This window comes from Actinomadura citrea, from assembly GCF_013409045.1.
GTDB classification, from domain to species: Bacteria; Actinomycetota; Actinomycetes; order Streptosporangiales; family Streptosporangiaceae; genus Spirillospora; species Spirillospora citrea.
Window position 1 is genome coordinate 5,513,482 of record NZ_JACCBT010000001.1, and the last position, 17,713, is coordinate 5,531,194.

Below are 17,713 nucleotides of genomic sequence, written 5' to 3' on the forward strand. Positions count from 1 at the left end.
TGAAGGAGCACCACGTGCGCAGCACTGCCCTGATCACGGGAGCGTCGTCCGGCCTCGGCGCGGAGTTCGCCACCCAGCTCGCCGCCCGCGGACACGAGGTGATCCTGGTGGCCCGGTCGGGCGACCGGCTTGCCGCCCTCGCCAAGCGCCTGGTCGACGAGCACGGCGTCCGCGCCCATGTGCTGGTCCAAGACCTCGCCGAGCCGGACGCGGCCCGCCGCATCGCCCACCAGCTGACCGCCCGCGGTCTGAGCGTCGATCTGCTGGTCAACAACGCCGGCTTTGGCACCTGCGGCCGTCCAGGCAAGCGTCCCGCCGGCCGTCCGAGGACGGGGCACCGGGTCGCCTCGGCGGCCCGGTTGCGGTCACCGGTGCCCCCGCTCACCGGTCCCGCCCTCGGCTGGGGGCGACGTGCGGCCAGTGGAGGGGTCGGTGGGGTTTGAGCGTTGATGACGTCGGAGGAAGGACGCCTCGCCCAGGGCGTGGAGCTCGGCGAGGAGGGCGATCAATTCGTCAGCGGGGACGGCGAGCTGCTCGGCGGTGCCTAGCAACGCCGCTCAGAAGCCCGTGAGCCGCTAGGGCGTGGCCGGTAGATCTTGGTGTTCGGCTGACGTCGATCTTTGGGTGTGGGTCGACTTCCTGGCGAGCCACGCCTCCAGGCCGTCCAGAAGGCGCTCCAGCCCGAAGTCGAACCCGTCTTCCTGGCCTTTCTCGAGATGCACGTCCTTGTTCTCCAGCCACCACGCGCTGAGGTTCGGATGGTCGGCGGCGATGCGCTGGATGTAGGGCTCCATCTTGTCGACGATGTCGTTGGCGTTCTGCCCGGTCTGGGCGGTCATCGTCCGCGTGGCCGCCTCGGTCACGGCCGTGCCGATGGCGTGCGACGTCAGCAGCGAGCTGGCCCAGGAGATCTCCTGACCCGTGAACCCGGCCGCCGTCAGCAACCCGATCGCCCTGTCGCCCACCCTCATCGCGTTGGGGCCGATGTTGGGCTTGACGCCGAAGATGCCGATCGCCCACGGGTGGCGGAGGATCATCGACCGCATCCCGCGGGCGTAGTCGCCGGCCGCGACGCGCCAGCCGACCTCGGCGGCGTCGGGGCCCACGACCTCGCCCATGATCTCGTCGATGGCGAGCTCGAGCAGCTCGTCCTTGTTCGCGACGTAGAAGTACAGGGACGTCGCGCCGGCACCGATCGTCGCACCGAGCCTGCGCATGCTCAGACCGTCCAGGCCCTCGGCGTCGAGCAGCTCGACCGCCGCGGTCACGATCTCCTCGCGGCTCAGCTGCGGCCTGCCCCGCCGGGCCCTGACCGGACGCATCCAGACAGAGTCGGTGATCGGGTCGGTGTCGCGGGGCATGCGCAGTCCTTCGGGGCGGCGGAGTCGTCGAGCTCCAGCGTACCGGCTTGCGCACACTGTTCGAATATTAGTACAGTGTGCGAAAAATCGTGCACTGTACCAACGGAGAGCCATGTCGTCCCCGCATCCCCGCCGGTGGTGGATCCTCGGCGTCCTCTGCCTGAGCCTCCTCGTCGTCGTCGTCGACAACACCGTCCTCAACGTCGCGATCCCGTCGCTGATCCGCGACCTGCACGCGAGCAACTCCGACATCCAGTGGATCCTCGACGCCTACATCGTGGTCTTCGCGGGCCTGCTGCTGACGGCTGGCGCGCTGTCGGACCGGTTCGGCCGCCGGCGCGGCCTGATCATCGGGCTGGTGTTGTTCGGCGGCGCCTCGGTGCCCGCCGCCTTCGCCGACTCGCCCGGCCAGCTCATCGCCGCCCGCGCGCTGATGGGGGTGGGCGGCGCGTTCCTCATGCCGGGAACACTGTCGATCCTCACCAACGTCTTCGACGAGGAGGAGCGCAAGAAGGCGATCGCCATCTGGAGCTCGGTCCTCATGCTCGGGGCGCTCGGCGGCCCCGTCGTCGGCGGCCTGCTGCTGGAGCACTTCTGGTGGGGATCGGTGTTCCTGATCAACATCCCGATCGCCGCTCTCGCCGTCATCGCGACCGTGCTGATCATCCCCGAGTCGCGCGGCCCGGCCGGCCGGCCCGACCTCGTCGGCGCCGTCCTGTCGACCGTCGGCATGACGGCCCTGGTCTGGAGCGTCATCTTCATCCCGCGGGACGGCTGGTCCGCTCCGCAGGTGCACATCGGGTTCGCGGTCTCGGTCCTGGCGCTGGTGGGCTTCGCCCTCTGGGAGCGGCGCGTCAGCGAGCCCATGCTGCCGGTGAAGCTGTTCCGCGACCGCAACTTCAGCGGCGCAAGTCTGTCGATCGTGCTGCTGTCGTTCTCCTCCGGCGGCCTGATGCTGGCGCTCACCCAGTACCTGCAGTTCGTGCTCGGATACAGCCCGATGAAGACGGGCCTCGCGTTCATCCCGCTGCTCGTCGCCGTGATGGCCTTCAACGGCATCGGGGTGGTGGTGGACAAGAAGCTCGGCGCCCGCGTCGCCCTCGCCGCCGGCCTCGTGCTCCTGGCCGGAGGGTTCGGCCTGCTCGCGATGATGTCGCCGGGTGACGGCTATCCCCGCCTCGTCATCGCGCTTGTCGTGATGGGCATGGGCAGCGGGACCGCCGGCCCCGCCGCGTACGGCACGCTGCTGGGCGCCCTCCCGCCCGAGCGGGCCGGCGTTGGCTCCGCCGTCAACGACACCGTCCAGCAGGTCGGCCAGGCGCTCAGCGTGGCCATCCTCGGCAGCGTCCTCACCGCCGCCTACACCGACGCGATGCCCGAGAACGTCACGGGCCCGGCCCGCGACTCCATCGGCAACGCGCTGGCCATCGCCGCCGCCCGGGGGGACGTCGCCCTGGCCGGCGCCGCGAAGAGCGCCTTCGTCGACGCGATGTCGTTCACCGCGATCGCCGGAGTGTTCGGCGGCCTGGCCGCCGCGGTCCTGGCCTTCGTGGTGCTGCGCCCGCCCTCGCACGATGCGGAGGCCGCGCTGTCCGAAGCCGTCCCCGACGTGGACAATCAGCCCACCGCCCACTGAACAAGGCCGCCGGAGCGGTGTCTCGTCGGCCCAGGCCAGGGCGTCCCGCACGCGGCGGGACGCCCTGGTCCGATGGGTTCGGACGTCACCGTTGCGGTTGAGACCGAGCCCCAGCCTCCGCACGTGCTCCTGCTGCGCGGGCGGGTCTCGATCACCGAAGTCGACGGCATGGTGCCCGAGCAGGCGCAAGCGGCGCGCCGCTTCCTAGGAGAGAAGGCGGCGCCGGTTACCTCGCCCAGGCCGAGCACCAGGATGGCCCGTATCTCGCTGCGTCCCACGTGGGTGGGCGTCCTGGACTTCCAGACGCGGCTTCCGGGCGTCATGAGGGGAGGACGGTGTCTCGATCGTCGTCGTCACCTACCGCAGCGCCCGCCACGTCGAGGACTGCGTCGCCTCTCAGGCGCGCCGTGCCCGGCCGCATTGTCGACAACGACTCGGGCGACGAGACCGTGACGCTGGCGGGGTCGCGGCCCCCGACGCGCGGGTGGTCGAGACCCGGACGCAACGCAGGCTTCGCCCACGGCTGCCACGCGGGCGCGGCGCGGGCCCGGCCCCCCGGCTCGTGTTCGTCAACCCGGACGCGGTGCCCACGCCCGGCAGGCATCAAGGCGTTGCTCGACTGCGCGGGTCGATCCGCGGGCCGGGATCGTCGGGGGACGCTGCGTTGCGCCCGACGGTTCGGCCGCCCCGCGGTCGTGGTGGGGACGGCGGGGGCTGCGTCAACGTTCTGCTTCGCCTTCCTGCGTGCGCTTTTGGCGAGGTCGTCGCCTGCGCATCCTGAAGTAGGGTCATAGAAGCCGGGGAACTGCGACATCCAGCCCTGAGGCTGACTCGCCCCACCGGCTTTTCCCCCGAGAGGGGATGTCTTGCCGATCTCGAATGAACCTCGGCGTTCCGGCGCCGTCGCGACACAGAACGACCCGAAGCCCGGCCGGAGCCTCGGCGTCCTGGCGCACACGGCCAAGGAGAACGAGCACCGGCAGCCGATACATCCGCTGCACCTCCGGCGGATCGACCCCGGCCTGCGGTCGCGCATCTACCTCGAACGCGGCTACGGCGAACCCTTCGGCATCTCGGACGAGGAACTCGCCCCCCAGGTCGCCGGGCTGCTCCCCCGCGACCGGCTCATCGCCCGCTGCGACGTCGTCCTGCTGCTCAAACCACTGGCCAACGACCTCAAGGAACTGCGCCCCGGCCAGATCCTGTGGGGCTGGCCGCACTGCGTCCAGGACCGGGAACTCACCCAGACCGCCATCGACGGGCGGCTCACCCTGATCGCATTCGAGGCGATGAACCACTGGACGGCCGAGGGCGGGTTCAACCTCCACGTGTTCCACAAGAACAACGAACTCGCCGGCTACTGCTCGGTCCTGCACGCCCTCGCCCTCACCGGCTCCACCGGCGCCTACGGCCGGCGACGCCGCGCCGCCGTCATCAGCTTCGGGGCGACCGCCCGGGGCGCGGTCACCGCCCTCAACGCCCACGGCGTCCTCGACGTCCACGTCCTGACCCACCGGGGCGTCAGCGCCGTCGGCTCGCCCATCCACTCGGCACAGATCGTCCATTTCGATCGCGACCCCGAGGCCCCCGCCCGCACCCGCGCCCTCACCGACGACGGCCCGATCGCGACGGCCGCCTTCCTCGCCCGGCACGACATCGTCGTCAACTGCGTCCTGCAGGACACCGGCGCCCCGCTGATGTTCGCCACCAACGACGACCTGCCGCTCTTCTCCCCCGGCACCCTCGTCGTCGACGTCTCATGTGACGAGAGCATGGGCTTCGAATGGGCCCGGCCGACCACCTTCACCGACCCCATGTTCACCATCGGTCACAACATCCACCACTACGGCGTCGACCACAGCCCCTCCTACCTGTGGGACGCCGCGACCTGGGAGATCAGCCAGGCCCTGATCCCGCACCTGGCGACGGTCCTCACCGGCCCCGACGCCTGGGACGCCGACAAGACCATCCGGCAGGCCATCGAGATCCGCGACGGCGTCGTCCAGAACCCCGCCATCCTGTCGTTCCAGCACCGCTCCCCCGACTACCCGCACACAACCGGCCGACCAGCCTGAAGACGTTCCGGCGGCGGCCCTGCCGCGTTCAGGCAGCCGATCTGGACGCCCGCATCGCCCGGGATGGCTCTCAGCCTTCCCGGGTGTGTCGGAGTGATCGGTGGCCGTTCGGTGCCGCGGGTCGCCCTGCTCACCAACTGGGCTCGGCCTCACGCCGGTTCCGACGGCTTCCACGGTGCGGTCGTGCTCCGGGCCGAATTGCCTGCGCCGCCTGGCGCGCCGCCGCATCGTCCACGCTGCCTGCCCTTCCGAAACACCCCAGACCAACTGTTCAGATTAGGGACGGCGGGAACGGCTGCGGAAGACCCGTGGCGGAATCTGGTCGCTGTGGCGTGAAGCGAGCAGCCCCGGATCAACGCGGCCGCGTCGAGTTCAAGGTTGTCCCACCCGATGGATATGGCCGAACCCATAGGGTGGCGGTAAGGGGTGTGGCCACACCCCTTACAGCGAGAGGCACCGGCCCCATGAGGCTCGAACTCACCAACTCCGAAGCCCTGCACGGTTGGGGCGTCGTCAACAACAGCGCCGATTGGCACGCTCAGCGTAATCTCAAGCCCCCTGCCACCGAACAGGCAGTCGGAGACATCCTCTTCACGGCTTACCACTGCCGGACCGACACCACGACCACCGTCGAGCTCACCGACGACGAGCGCGCGAGCCTCGCCGAGCTGATCAGCGAACACATCGCAACGTGGGTGAAGCGCGGCCAGGAGAACGCCGCATCACCTCACCTGCGCTCACTGGTCGTGAAGCTGGGCGGTTGACATGCCCACACCTGGCAGCCCACAACGCAGGTTCCGCCTCGCCGACGATGCCCTTTGGGCCGAGTACGGCCAGGCGTGCCGCGACGTCAACGGCAGCGCGGACCGCAGTGACGACATCCGCAAACACGTCGAAGCCGTCGTCGCCGAATGGAAGAAACGACGCGAGGCGAGCTGACCGAGCCCGGCTCCGACGATGCCGGCGGCCGTGCTGCCCATGACCGTCCTCACGCTCCTCGCGTCAGCGCAAGGTTCTCAAGGCGGCCAGTGCAGCTTCGTCGCCGAACTCGGCCGCCCCGGACGGGATGCTGTGGGTGTCGGGACCGCTGCACGGCCCGGTCCACGACCTGACCGCGGCCCGGATCTGGGGCGTCATCCGGGCACCGGCCGCCAGCGGGCTGCTCGTGCTGGCCGACAATGCCTACCAGGGCGCCGGCGCGCACATCCTCACGCCTCACAAGGGACGCGACAAACCCGAACCGCTAAAGGACGCCAACCGCGCACACGCCAAGCTCCGCGGGCACCGGCGAACGCGCGAACGCCCAGCTTCACAACTGGATCGGCGTTCGCCGGACGATTGCACCGAAGGACTCGTCCCGTAAACGTCGTTGCCGGTGTAGACAAGGCGGGTTCATCATAGTCGCGATGAAACTCGACTGGGCCTATTTCCGTCGGCTCTACGAAGAGCTGCACGACCGCCACGACGCCGCTGGGCGTAAGGAATACCTGGTCGGTCAGCAGCCGACGGCGGCCGCGCATCTGGCCGAGCTGGCGACGCTGCGCAAACGGGAGCCGATCCCCGCCGGCGGGTACACCGGCGACGACGAGCAGCTATGGCGGATCATGAAGCTGTATGCGCTGAGCCGGGTCAGCGACTATCTGATCGAACTTTTCTGCCCCGCGGGGGATCCACCCCAGGGATTCGGAGTCACCGGAGGACGCGCCGTCATCGAGGGCAGTTCCACCCACAGGCTGGAACTCGGCGGGTGGCGGATCAACGCCACCCCAGGGTGGATCGGCTCTCGCAGGGTGGAGCTCGACGGGCTGGCTGTCTACACCGGCTTCTTCACCGACATCGGGCTGACCCCGTTCGAGCACGCCGAGGCGTTCTCCCCGTTCCACCACGAGATCTTCGCCGTGATACACGATCCCTCCGCGACGCGCGTGACCGTTGAGGAGGTGCTGTGGCCCGGTTTCTGGTTCGGTGACCTGCTGTTCAGCCGCGCCGGTGTGCGGGTGCGGGCACCACGGCACCTGATCGACGCCGCGGTGGCCACCACCTCGACGCTGTACTTCACCTCCCGCCGCGAGCCGCGTCCCACCAGGGACCTGTCGCACGGCTGGGGATCCAACTCGCAATGGCGCACGGACTTCCACCGGTTCTACTCCGACGAGGACGGCCTGCACCTCAACTGGGACGGCCAGGTGGACATCGGCGAAGACCCTCCACAACAGCCGGCCGACCAACTCGACGATCCGGACCCACTGGACCAGCGCCGCGAACTGCTCCTGCACCGCTGTTTCGTCCGCAATACGCTGCCACGCGACGAGGACGACCGGTTTCCTTACGACGACCGGCTCAGCCTCACCACCGCGGAGTGGCCGCTACGGCCAGAGTCGATCGTGCATGTGCCATGGACACGGTGAGGTCCCCGAGACGAGGACGGGTCTATCGGGGCGCTATGAGGGTCATGGGTGGTGTGCGGTCCGTTCGATGACGATGCGGGTGAGTTCCACGCGTGAGGCGATGCTGAGCTTGCGGAACGCTTGGCGGAGATGGTGGGCGACGGTGTGGGGGCCTGATGTACATGCGAGCGGCGACCTGCTTGTTGTTCAGCCCTTGGGCGACAAGGTCGGCGACGGTCTGCTCCGTGCTGGTGAGGCTGTTCCCCCCCCGGTGACCGCCTTGCCTGGGAGGGACGTCCAGTGGCGGTGGCGGATGCCGAGTTCGCGTAGCCGGCGCCGGACGCGGGGCCGGTCGCGGTCGGCGCCGGCCTGCCGGTACCCGTCGAGCGCCTCTTTCAGGCGGGGGATCGCCTGGTCCTGGTCGCATCGAGCGCCGTACAGGGCGCCGAGGTCCTCCGCGCTGAGGCCGTCTCCCATGGACTGGAGTGTCGTGCGGTGGCTTCTGCCAGGCAGCCCGGGTCCGGTGTGCGACGCCCCCCCGTGCGCTGCGGCGACGGTCAGAACCGGGGTGGGTCCGCCAGACGCTGCGCGGCGTCGGCGGCGGCCCCGGCCAGCATGTGGGAGCCTGCGGCCAGTGCGGTGCGCGCCAGCCAGGCCGCGGCCGTCGGGTCGCCGAGCAGGAGCCCCGGCCGGCGCACGCGCCGATGGCGACCTGGCTACCCGCGATCGCGGTCCACTCCGGCCGCGGCCTTCCGCCACGGCCAGCGGCCCTCCAGTTCGATCTCCAGCGAGAGGCTCAGGAACGTCCGGACACCGACGATCGCGGCGAGGACGGCGACGCTGCCGAGCGTCGGCGAGGCCGCGACGGTGCGGATGATGTCGCCGGCGACCAGCACCTCCAAGCCGAGCAGGATCGTCCGACCGAGGTTCTGCCGGTAGAGCCGGTAGAGGTCCGGAAGTGCCTGCCGGCGCCCAAGGAGCCGTGACAGGAAGACGGCGGTGGCGGCCACTGCACCGCAGACGATGATCGCGACACCGGCCAGATCCACCGCCCGGCCGACATCGTCAACGATCTCGTCGAAGTCCACGGCCGGATCAGCGCCGTCGCGGTTTCACCGGGGCCGGGGGCCGGCCCGCCCTGGGGGCCACCCGCCTCGGCGACCGCGCCGCACGTAAACCACCGCGGCGGTCGGGCCGATCACCGCAATGACGACAGGCACCGCTATGACCGATCTTCGGACTCATGACGCCCCCGCTCGACACTCGCCTGGATCCCGCGCCGGCAAGGGAGTCATTGCCGCCATCGAGCCTGTCATAACATCGCCGCGCCACGGGTGCATGCTCAGGGTCTCAGCCACGACGCGATAAGCAGCCCGTCCGCGCTGGGGCCCGTGACTCCTCACAGATGCGCCGCTCGGTGACCTGTTCGCACGCCGGTACCGACTGTTGGCCACCTTAGGCGTCGAACATCGCGAAGAGAGTGTTGAGGCCTTCCGCCAGAAGCGGGTGCATAAAGATTGCGTCCGCCATTGCAGGGGCGGTGAGCTTGCCCAGCATGGCGACCTGGATCACGGTCATCATCTCGCCGCCTTCGCTGCCAAGGATTTCGCAGCCCAGAATACGCCCGCTATCCGCGTCGACGACGGCCTTCTGAAACTGCGTGTCTCCCCGGTCTCGATCGCTCGGATGACGGCGCTCATCGGGAGCTTCACCACCCGGATCGCGCGTCCTTCCGCCTTGGCCTCACGCTCGGGTCATGCCGGCGCGGCCAAGCTGCGGGTCGATGAACACCGTGTACGGGACAATCCGGTCTCGCCGTCTCTGGCCCCGTGAAATGGGCCTCGCCTTCGATCCGGTCAAGCCCGTCCTGTGCCAAGCGGCTCGCCAGGTCCACCGATACCGGACCAATACGCACGCCGTACTCTGCGCCACAGCGCGCCTGGTATGCGAGGCGCGCGCTGGCGACCATCGTCTTGGTCGGGGTGCACCCCGTGCGGATGTCGTTGCCGAATCCGGCGCCGGAGCGCATCTGACCGAACAATCCAGCAACGCGCCACGCTGCGCGGTAGTGAGAGCGTTGAGCAGTTCAGTGATCGGGCGGCGCGTCAGGTCGGCCAGCAGCATTCTCAGGGCCAGGCCGGGAGCGTGGCGCATCAAGGTGTGGAGCAGTGCCCAAGTAACCGGTTCGGTCCGAGGGTGGAAGATGATGCTTGCGCCTACCCGGGTGCGTCGATCGGGCCAGTGAGGTAGCCCGACCGCGCTCTCCAGGATAAGGCGTTCGACCAGGTCAGGATGGCAAGCGGCCAGCGTGACAGCGGTACGGCCGCCGGACGACGCACTCAAGATGATCGGCCACCCGCGTGAGCGCTTCGGGAATATGCGAAGCGTTCGAATCTGAGGGAGGAGGCTTCCCTGCTGGCTCCCGAGCCTGCGAAGCGGTCATCGGGAGACACGAGAGCGCCGAGGAGAACGCTCTAACCTGCGGGAACTTGGGCCAGAACGTCAATTCTTCAAATCCGTAGGTTGCGGGTTCGCGTCTCACGCGACCCACCGGGTGACGCGAGTCTCCAGAGCGCCCGGCGACGGCATCGGTCTGTCCGTTGGGCGTAGGCAGATGCCGACGCTGGGAGGTGAACGGCTGTTCGGCCTAGAACGGCGTGGGCTGGCTCTGCCTACTGCGCTCTCGATGGTCGGGGCGGCTGAAGAGGATCAGGCGGTCGGCGAGGGCGGCGGCCTGGGCGCGGATCTCGGGGATGGCGGTGGTCTCATAGCGGACACCGCGCAGGGGCGGTCCGAGTGTGAACAGGTTCTCGTGGGGACGGCCTGCGGCGTCGCGTACGGCGCCGTCGGGGTCGGCGTCCAGGCCGAGACCGAGAGGTCCGGGGCGAGCGATTCCGGCGGTGACGAGGCTGGACAGCAGCATGTCGGTCCCGGGAGTGGCGGCGGGTCCGGTGCCGTTGATCAGCCAGCCGACCTCCAGATTCGAGATCTTCCCGCCGCTCCTGACCCGCACCGAGAGCCGGCGTTCTGCCACAGCGCGGATGTCGTCGATGCCGCCGCGGAGTATGTGCAGGCGTCCAGCGGCGCGCAGGGCGTCGATCCGGGAGGCGGATGCGGGTGGGATCCGGTGGCGGTGGACCTCCCAGTGCCGGGCGACCAGAGTCAGAAAGCGTCGCCGGTCGGCCTCGGACAGCCTCTGCCACAGGGCCGGGACATGCGGTCGGACGGCGTCGACGAAGCCGTGCCACTCCCCGCCGTTCGCGGCGACGGTGAGCCTTGCCCAGCGCAGCAGCTCACGCAGGGTCAGCGGTTCGGCAGGGAGGACGATCCGGGCCTCAGGCGGGCGGGGCGGCGGATGGTGGGGCCGGGGCAGCAGCCCGTGGCGGGAGAGGGCGTAGACGACACGGTCCGGATGCCGTCCGGTCAGGCTGATGGCCAGGTCGACCATGGTCAGCCCGGTACCGACGATGAGGACGGGCTCGCCGTCGTCGATGCCGTCCAACGCTCCACGCCGCCAGGGATCCGCGATGTACCGAGGCCGTGGCGGCTCCCATGGCAGGCGACGCGGCGCCTGGTTGCCGACGGCCAGCACGACCGCATCGGCACGGTAGGAGGTGCCATCGGCCAGGCCGAGCCGCCAGCCCGCCGCCGAGGGCTCCGCCACGAGCGACACCACGGTGCCGGTCAGCTCGGTCACCTGCCCAGGCCGCCCAGCCGTGGTGTCGAGCAGATCTCGCAGGTAACGGCCGTACAGCGTCCGCGGCAGGAAATCGTCTCCGGAGACTTCGAGCCCCTGCGATCGTGCCCAGTGCACCAGATGGCGGGGATCATCCTGGACGCCGCTCATGTTCATCGCACGGACGTTCAGCAGATGGTTCGGGTCCTCGGTGGAGTACGCCTGCCCTCGACCGTGCAGGCCGCACCTGTCGATGAGGAGCAGCCGGGGTACCGGACCGGCGCGCCGCAACAGGTGCGCGGCGACGAGCGTCGCACTCGCACCGCCACCGACCACGGCGACCAGTGGCGAGTTCTGGCTGCGAGCGGCACGGTCAGACATACATTCGAGGATAGTCCCTGTTCCCTACAAGAATTATCGTCAACTGGCCGAAACGGTCGCCAACTTCGGGCATTCACAGTGTTCTGGCCTTGGCGTCCCCGTCCGGACCTGCGCGCGTCCTGCGCCGCCGAAATCGCGGATCATGGCCTCCGATGTGCTCGTGGCCGTCGATGGCGGGTGAGGCCCGCCTGCGGGTCTCACCGAGGGCGGTGGCGACACGTGGGGAGAGGTCAAGGGGCCTCGAAACCCGCTGCGGCCAGGGCGCCCCCTTTGCCCTGCAGCGACACCACGAGCTGGACGAACTCCTTGGCCAGGGCGGGCTGGGGCGCCTTGGTCCGAGTGGCCATGGGGTAGTCGTTGATGGCCTTGGCAGACTCGGGGAAGGCGATACCGTGCACCTTGGTGCCGGCGGACTGGACGTCGGCGCGGTAGACCAGCGCGGCGTCGGCCTCGCCGAGAGCGACCTTGTTGAGGGCGCCCTTGACGTTCTCTTCCAGGGACATTCGTCGTGGCGGGGCCGGCGGCGGCGAACAGCGTCACCGTCTTGTCACTCTCACCAGAGCCACTCGCCTTGTCGGCGTCGCCGCAACCGGCCGCGGCCGTTGCGAGCATGACCAAGCAACTCCTCGGGAGTGAACCGGCAGCGGTCAGCCGGCAGCGTGGCGTTCGACGACGACGTCGGTGGACTTGATCATTGCTTCGGCGAGCACGCCGACCTGCAGTTCGAGCTGGTCGGTGGCCTCCCGGCTCATCAGGGACACCACCCGGTAGGGGCCAGTGGTGCTCTCCATCTGGGCCATCACCCCGTCCCGGACGACGTCCGTCACGATTCCGCGCAGCCGGTTGCGGGCCGCCGGCAGTGGAAAGCGTCCGCTCCGCAGGAGCTCGCCGGTCCGCTCGGTCCGCGTCGTCATCGGCAGCCCGAGCCCCACCTCAAAACCTTTCAAACCGCAAAGACAAGAAAACCGGTAAGCGCGTCCTGGCCGCGGTGATCGAACTCGCCCACCAACTCGTCCTCTCCCACGGCCACCAGGCCAACGCCTGCCCCCGGGAAGTGCCGCCACATGCCTCACGGGTGGTGTGAAGTGGTGGCCCAGGTGCCCCAGCCGGCCTCGGCTTCGGTGGCGCCGGTGTGCGGGCGGGTGGCCGTGACGGTGGGGGGTCGCCGACTACTGCGGTTCCCGATGTCATCGACCGAGGCCCGCGGTCCGGCCGTCACGCGGGGGCCGGGCGGAGATGGACGAGGAGGGTGGCGGTGAGTTGGTCGGCGAAGTGCTGGTCGATGGGGCCGCTGTCGGCGAGGAGCCGGTACCAGAGGGCTCCGTAGAAGAGTTCGACGATGAAGTCGAGGTCGACGTTGGGGGCCAGGTCGCCGCGGGCGGCGGCGCGGTCCAGGAGCGTGCGCATGAGCGAGCGGCGGCGGGCCAGGAAGCCGGTGCGGAAGGAGGCGGCGAAGGCAGGGTCGCGCTGGGCTTCGGCCATCAGGGTGGTGAGCAGGGATGCGACGGTTCCGCGGGCGCCCAGGACGCTGCTCAGCACGAAGCTTCTCAGGTCGGGCTCGAGGTGTCCGGTGTCCTCGAGCGGGGCGATCTGCGAGGCTCCGCCATTGAGGGCTTCGAGGAGGATCTCCGCCGGTGACGGCCGGTGAGCGGATCGCACGGCCTCTCCTGGGGCCGACCCTCTGGTACTTCGACACGCTCCCCCGGCACTCACGCCGGGAACTGGCGGCCGGATTCGATCGCGGCCAGCGCGGAGCACTGCGCCGCATGTACCGCACGGTGCCGGTGAACGTCGGCCACGACCTGGCGCCCCGGCTGGCCGCACTCGACCGCCCCGCCCTGGTCATCTGGGGAGCGCGAGACCGTTTCGTCCCCCCGGCCCTGGCCGACCAGCGAACGGCCTTCCCGCACGCACGGGTCGAACTCCTGCCCGGCAGCGGCCACTACCCGCACCTGGACGACCCGACGACAGTCGCCGCCCTCGTCACCCCCTTCCTGCGCGACCACCTCGCCCCTCGAACGACCACGTCCTGATTCCACACCGATTGGGCGCTGTTCATCAAGCCCGCCCCGCTGCGGCCCGCCGTCCCCGGCTGCTTCACCCTGGACGACTTCGTCATCGACACCACCACAGGCGCCGTGACCTGCCCCGCCGGGCACACCGCCCCCTTATTCCCAGCGCGTGTACCTGCCGGGTCCGAACACCGCGCCCCCGCCGACACCCGCGTGCATCCGATCAGGGCGCCGGTCGAAAGTGTTCGCAATAGGGCTCTCTCGATACGTACGCCTGCACGGAAAAGGGTGGGGCAAGGCCAGATGAATAGTCGGAAGTTCCAACACGTTTTCTCGACACTCCTGGACAGCGTCCGGCCCGGTTCGGGTGTCGATTTCCGAAGTCCGTAGCACGGATGTCCGTAGGCCCGTGCACACGGGGTCCAGCGGTGGCTCTGGTGAGAGCGGTGCGATCACCTGCTCCCAGGGCGGTGCCGGGCGCGCGCTGCCCGGTCAGTGGCCCGATTGCGTCATGACCGGTGTTGGCCCGTGGTGGGTGTGGCTTGGCGGCCGATCCCACGGGCCACTCCAGTCAACAGGCGCCCGCGCAGCCTCGCCCGAGTCCGGGGTGAAACACCAAGGTGAGCACGCTGGGTGACTGGGCGGCCAATTCGGATAAGTGGACTGGGACGGGCGGAAGCAGCCCGGTGTCGCGTTGTGCCGGCTTGCCTGCATCGCTTCGGGCGGGAAGTGCTGTCGTGGTAGCTGGATCGCTTCGACGGTGGCGAGCTGACCGCTCCTGCCCGGAAATGCGCGTGGTTTTGGGGCTTGTGTTTTCGGTCCGTTGTTGTGGCGCCCTTGGGTGCGGGTTGCCCTCCCGGGAAGGCGGGGGGACAGTGCCGTGGGACCCGGTTCGCCGGAAACCGGGTACATAGCAAAGGGGCTGCTCTACGTGGGTTTCATGCGGATCAAGAACACCGGGTACAACTCGGCGCTGGTGCTGCCGACCGGGGCATGGAAAGCGATGTTCGTGCGTGGCGATCAGATGGCGCAGACCAGCGCGGCGGGCCTGGACCACAACGGGCCGATCGGCGCCACGAGCATTCACAGCGGGAAGCTGAACGGTATTCCTGAACCGTACAAGAGTGCCTGTGAGGGCGCGCTGATGCTGCCGATGACCGGCGGGTCCTGGCAGATGCTGCTGTTCAAAGGCGACCGGGTGTGCTGGTACCACTGGGACACCAAGGTCCGCAGCGAGGGGCCGGTCACGGAGCTGAGGCACGCCGACGGACTACCGGCCTGGGGAACGATGCTGCCCGTCGGCTACCGCGAGGGCGTGGACGCGCTGCTGATGGACTCCACGGCCGAGTCGCCCTATTGGACGACCTATGTGTTCAAGAACGACCGGGTAGCCACCATCGACTGGCGAAACGGCTGCACCCGGGAGTGCCGGATCTACGAGGGCGCGCAGCCCACCGCGGGCTGGGCGAAGCTGCCGGCCGAGTGGCTGCGGGACTACGACCACGTCCTGCCGCTGCCGGACGTGTCGAGCGCCAAGCGCAGCCTGCTGATCAAGGGAGGCAACGGGTGCGTGTTCAACTGGAACACCGGCCCGGAGAAGACCGGCGCGCTCACCACGCTGATGCCCGAGCTCGCCGCGCTGCCCGCGCCCTACACCACGCAGTACAAGCCGATCGTGGGCCGCTGGTCCACCTCGGCCGCACCCAACCCGGTCACCGTGCGTGTCGATCTGGACGGCCTCGGCGCGACGCGGCAGTTCAGCGGCGACATCGACCAGGTCAACGGCGCGACGCGGTCCTTCCTGTACTCCTTCCGCGTCAGCGCACCGGCCATCGCCGCCTCGGCCACCGAGGTGACCGCCGTCGGCAGCGTGCAGTGGAAACCACCGTACGTCGGCTGCACCGCCAAGATCACCATTCCGCGGGTGGCCGCGGGCTCCCCCACACCCAACCTGCGGCTGGAACTGCGCTTCAACGACGGCAACGTCGTCCCCTACGTTCTGCCCTACGAGTCGGCGCACCTGCGCACCATCGACCTGGAGATCGACGCGATGGCCAACCGGGCCGCGCTGGCCTCCTACAACACCGCCACCGATGCGGTGGCGGGCCCGCCCGACTACGTCGACCGGCAGCTGACCATCGCGTCCGCCTTCGCTGAGGCGGGCATCGAGTTGCGCTCCGCGGGCACGGTCAACGAGGTCGGCACCGCCGACTCCGGCACCGACCTGAAATGGTCGGACTCCGAACTGCACACCGCGATGCTCCACAACTTCTCCGGCCACGCCGAGACCGAGCAGTGGAAGCTGTGGGCGTTCGTAGCCAGTCGGCACGTCAACGACAGCACGGGTGTCATGTTCGATGTCAACGAGGGCAAGCAGCGGCAGGGCATGGCCGTCTTCTACGACCAGATCAACGGTCAGCCCGGCTACTTCATCCTCGGCCTGTACGTCCATGAGCTCGGCCACTGCCTCAACCTGCAGCACTCGTGGCAGAAGAACGACTCCGGGGCCCCGCTCGGCCCCAGAGATGGACGTGGCGACCTGTCATGGATGCAGTACTGGAACCTGTACACCGCCGAGGACGGCAGTAGCGGCTGGGACGTCTTCTGGAGCCGGTTCCCGTTCACCTTCACCGACAACGAGCTCGCCCACCTGCGGCACGCCTTCCGCTACGACATCATCCCCGGCGGGGCCAACTGGGCAGCGCAGGGCAGCGCCGCCTACAACACCCAAGACCCGGCGTTGGCCGCCATGGACGACCCGATCACCGACGATTCCGGCCTGGCCCTCAACCTGTCGGCCCGGCCGTTCGCCTATGGCGAGCCCGTCACCGTCGAGATCAAACTCGCCCGCGACGGCCGTGATGTCACCGTGCACCGCGACCTGTCGCCGAAGAGCGAATACCTCACCATCGCCATCACCGCCCCCTCCGGCATCACCCGGCCGTTCCGGCCGCTGGCCCGCCAGTGCAACGGGCACAGCGACGACACCCTGACCACGTTGACCGCCGAGGCGCCCGCCCTGTACGAGTCGGCCTACCTGGGCGCGGGCGCCGACGGCCAGTACTTCACCGATCCCGGGCTCTACACCGTCCGCGCCCTCTACACCGCACCCGACGGCTCCCGCGTGGTCTCACCCGACCTGACCATCCGGATCCGGCTGCCGCGCACCGGCGAGGACCAGGACGCCGGGGAACTGCTCATGGGCGACCAGGCCGGCACCCTGATGGCCCTGCTGGGCTCGGACTCACCCGCCCTGCAAGCGGGCAACGACGCCCTGGCAGAACTGTCGGACCGCTTCCCCGACCACCCCCTGGCCGTCTACTCCCACCTCGCCCAGGGCGCCAACGCCGGCCGCCACTACCAGCACATCCGCGACGGCCGGCTTCACATCCGGCAACCCGACACCAAAGACGCCGTCACCCAGCTGACCGCCGCCGTCGACGCCTCCACCGGCCCGGGCGGCCTCAACGACATCACCCTCAACGCCGCCATGCGCCGCCTGGCCACCGTCCACGCCAAGGCCGGCGACCACACCGCCGCCAGCGCCACCCTCGACCGCATGGTCGACCACTTCCGCGCCCAGCACCTCCCCACGCACATCCTGACCACCATCCAGGACCAGGCCGACACCACCCGGCGGCAGATCATTCCCGGCGACCAGAACCGCCCCCACAAGGGCCGCAAGCACACCTGATCCCCACCACCCCGGCCACACCGTGCGCCCACCACCCACCAGGCGGTGGGCGCACGCGCCTCAGGCCCGGCCGGTCCATCACCGAGAGGTGTGAGGTTGGAGGATGCGGCGGGCGCGCCCACCGCCTTCGAGGAGTTACTGGCCGGGGGCTCCGGCAGGTGCTGGGCCCCAGCCACCTCGACCATCCCGCCCACTGACCACCCCACACAATCTGGCGCATTGGCGAGATCGGGCGCTGGATCAAGGTAGGTGTCCTCCCTTAGAAACGCTCGATTGCGAGAAAGATCGCCAGTGGGGCGGGGCGCCTGCGGCCAGGCCCCGGAAGGCGCGAATCCTTCTCAGAACGATCCAGCAACATTGCACGACGTGGACGCCACGGCAGCACAGTGCGCGGCGACACAAGCGACCGCAGCGCCGACAATCAACGGCGGGCACCGGCCAGAACAGCGTCATGGTCACCGCTCGATCCGCCTACGGAGGACACGACCGCT

The 17,713-nt window shown here is 69.4% G+C and carries 17 protein-coding genes and 1 pseudogene; 10 read left to right on the top strand and 8 right to left on the bottom strand.

Annotated elements, in window-relative coordinates; genetic code table 11:
- Positions 1-14 precede the first annotated feature (14 nt).
- Positions 15-443, top strand: a complete 429-nt coding sequence (locus BJ999_RS41430) for an SDR family NAD(P)-dependent oxidoreductase (protein ID WP_229810355.1) — start codon at positions 15-17, stop codon at positions 441-443.
- Positions 444-575: 132 nt separating this feature from the next.
- Here BJ999_RS41430 and BJ999_RS25630 read toward each other — a convergent pair whose 3' ends face one another.
- Positions 576-1,361 (bottom strand): TetR/AcrR family transcriptional regulator, encoded by a 786-nt coding sequence (locus BJ999_RS25630; protein WP_179835651.1) that lies wholly within the window; start codon positions 1,359-1,361, stop codon positions 576-578.
- 112 nt (positions 1,362-1,473) lie between these two features.
- On the opposite strand from BJ999_RS25630, the gene BJ999_RS25635 reads away from it, so the two are divergent.
- From BJ999_RS25635 to BJ999_RS25660, 6 genes are all read left to right on the top strand, one after another.
- Positions 1,474-2,997 (top strand): MFS transporter, encoded by a 1,524-nt coding sequence (locus BJ999_RS25635; RefSeq protein ID WP_179835652.1) that lies wholly within the window; start codon positions 1,474-1,476, stop codon positions 2,995-2,997.
- Positions 2,998-3,863: 866 nt separating this feature from the next.
- On the top strand, positions 3,864-5,072 hold the full coding sequence (locus tag BJ999_RS25640) for a N(5)-(carboxyethyl)ornithine synthase (protein ID WP_218935224.1): 1,209 nt from the start codon (positions 3,864-3,866) through the stop codon (positions 5,070-5,072).
- A 464-nt stretch (positions 5,073-5,536) separates the two neighbouring features.
- Positions 5,537-5,836, top strand: coding sequence for a hypothetical protein (locus tag BJ999_RS25645; protein ID WP_179835653.1), 300 nt, complete (start codon positions 5,537-5,539; stop codon positions 5,834-5,836).
- 1 nt (position 5,837) lies between these two features.
- A complete protein-coding gene (locus tag BJ999_RS25650) occupies positions 5,838-6,011 on the top strand; it encodes a hypothetical protein (protein WP_179835654.1) in 174 nt (57 codons plus the stop codon).
- Positions 6,012-6,147: 136 nt separating this feature from the next.
- Positions 6,148-6,435, top strand: a complete 288-nt coding sequence (locus BJ999_RS25655) for a hypothetical protein (RefSeq protein WP_179835655.1) — start codon at positions 6,148-6,150, stop codon at positions 6,433-6,435.
- Positions 6,436-6,478: 43 nt separating this feature from the next.
- The gene (locus BJ999_RS25660) at positions 6,479-7,480 is read left to right on the top strand and encodes a hypothetical protein (RefSeq protein ID WP_179835656.1); all 1,002 of its coding nucleotides are present in this window, start codon (positions 6,479-6,481) and stop codon (positions 7,478-7,480) included.
- Positions 7,481-7,666: 186 nt separating this feature from the next.
- Here BJ999_RS25660 and BJ999_RS25665 read toward each other — a convergent pair whose 3' ends face one another.
- The 3 genes from BJ999_RS25665 to BJ999_RS25675 form a co-directional block, all read right to left on the bottom strand.
- On the bottom strand, positions 7,667-7,936 hold the full coding sequence (locus BJ999_RS25665; protein WP_179835657.1) for a hypothetical protein: 270 nt from the start codon (positions 7,934-7,936) through the stop codon (positions 7,667-7,669).
- An 80-nt stretch (positions 7,937-8,016) separates the two neighbouring features.
- Entirely contained in the window at positions 8,017-8,157 is a 141-nt protein-coding gene (locus BJ999_RS25670; RefSeq protein ID WP_179835658.1) for a hypothetical protein, read from the bottom strand.
- Positions 8,158-8,175: 18 nt separating this feature from the next.
- On the bottom strand, positions 8,176-8,547 hold the full coding sequence (locus BJ999_RS25675) for a DUF1622 domain-containing protein (protein WP_179835659.1): 372 nt from the start codon (positions 8,545-8,547) through the stop codon (positions 8,176-8,178).
- A 358-nt stretch (positions 8,548-8,905) separates the two neighbouring features.
- Here BJ999_RS25675 and BJ999_RS44185 point away from each other — a divergent pair, with 358 nt between their 5' ends.
- Entirely contained in the window at positions 8,906-9,292 is a 387-nt protein-coding gene (locus BJ999_RS44185) for a hypothetical protein (protein ID WP_229810354.1), read from the top strand.
- Between the two features lie 814 nt (positions 9,293-10,106).
- On the opposite strand, the gene BJ999_RS25685 is transcribed toward BJ999_RS44185, so the two are convergent.
- The 4 genes and pseudogenes from BJ999_RS25685 to BJ999_RS25700 all read right to left on the bottom strand — a co-directional run bounded on the left by BJ999_RS25685 (position 10,107) and on the right by BJ999_RS25700 (position 13,229).
- Complete coding sequence (locus tag BJ999_RS25685; RefSeq protein ID WP_179835660.1) at positions 10,107-11,516, bottom strand: FAD/NAD(P)-binding protein; 1,410 nt, start codon at positions 11,514-11,516, stop codon at positions 10,107-10,109.
- A 230-nt stretch (positions 11,517-11,746) separates the two neighbouring features.
- On the bottom strand, positions 11,747-12,019 hold the full coding sequence (locus tag BJ999_RS25690) for an extracellular solute-binding protein (protein WP_179835661.1): 273 nt from the start codon (positions 12,017-12,019) through the stop codon (positions 11,747-11,749).
- Between the two features lie 144 nt (positions 12,020-12,163).
- A pseudogene (locus tag BJ999_RS25695) lies at positions 12,164-12,370 on the bottom strand (TOBE domain-containing protein); the annotation flags it as partial.
- Positions 12,371-12,731: 361 nt separating this feature from the next.
- Positions 12,732-13,229 carry a TetR-like C-terminal domain-containing protein gene (locus BJ999_RS25700; RefSeq protein ID WP_338070784.1) on the bottom strand — a complete coding sequence of 166 codons (498 nt, stop codon included), beginning with the start codon at positions 13,227-13,229 and terminating at the stop codon, positions 12,732-12,734.
- On the opposite strand from BJ999_RS25700, the gene BJ999_RS25705 reads away from it, so the two are divergent.
- Both BJ999_RS25705 and BJ999_RS25710 read left to right on the top strand, forming a co-directional pair.
- Positions 13,151-13,549 (top strand): alpha/beta fold hydrolase, encoded by a 399-nt coding sequence (locus tag BJ999_RS25705; protein WP_179835663.1) that lies wholly within the window; start codon positions 13,151-13,153, stop codon positions 13,547-13,549. The two genes, BJ999_RS25700 and BJ999_RS25705, sit on opposite strands and share 79 nt — an antisense overlap.
- 910 nt (positions 13,550-14,459) lie before the next feature.
- Entirely contained in the window at positions 14,460-17,222 is a 2,763-nt protein-coding gene (locus BJ999_RS25710; RefSeq protein WP_189269941.1) for a tetratricopeptide repeat protein, read from the top strand.
- The last annotated feature ends 491 nt before the right edge of the window (positions 17,223-17,713 follow it).

What these genes read in the sequence shown, in the direction of transcription:
- BJ999_RS25685 (WP_179835660.1), bottom strand. Translation starts at nt 11,516, where the DNA reads ATGTCTGACCGTGCCGCTCGCAGCCAGAACTCGCCACTGGTCGCCGTG.
- BJ999_RS25645 (WP_179835653.1), top strand. Translation starts at nt 5,537, where the DNA reads ATGAGGCTCGAACTCACCAACTCCGAAGCCCTGCACGGTTGGGGCGTC.
- BJ999_RS25660 (WP_179835656.1), top strand. Translation starts at nt 6,479, where the DNA reads ATGAAACTCGACTGGGCCTATTTCCGTCGGCTCTACGAAGAGCTGCAC.
- BJ999_RS25630 (WP_179835651.1), bottom strand. Translation starts at nt 1,361, where the DNA reads ATGCCCCGCGACACCGACCCGATCACCGACTCTGTCTGGATGCGTCCG.
- BJ999_RS25635 (WP_179835652.1), top strand. Translation starts at nt 1,474, where the DNA reads ATGTCGTCCCCGCATCCCCGCCGGTGGTGGATCCTCGGCGTCCTCTGC.
- BJ999_RS25665 (WP_179835657.1), bottom strand. Translation starts at nt 7,936, where the DNA reads ATGGGAGACGGCCTCAGCGCGGAGGACCTCGGCGCCCTGTACGGCGCT.
- BJ999_RS25690 (WP_179835661.1), bottom strand. Translation starts at nt 12,019, where the DNA reads ATGTCCCTGGAAGAGAACGTCAAGGGCGCCCTCAACAAGGTCGCTCTC.
- BJ999_RS25650 (WP_179835654.1), top strand. Translation starts at nt 5,838, where the DNA reads ATGCCCACACCTGGCAGCCCACAACGCAGGTTCCGCCTCGCCGACGAT.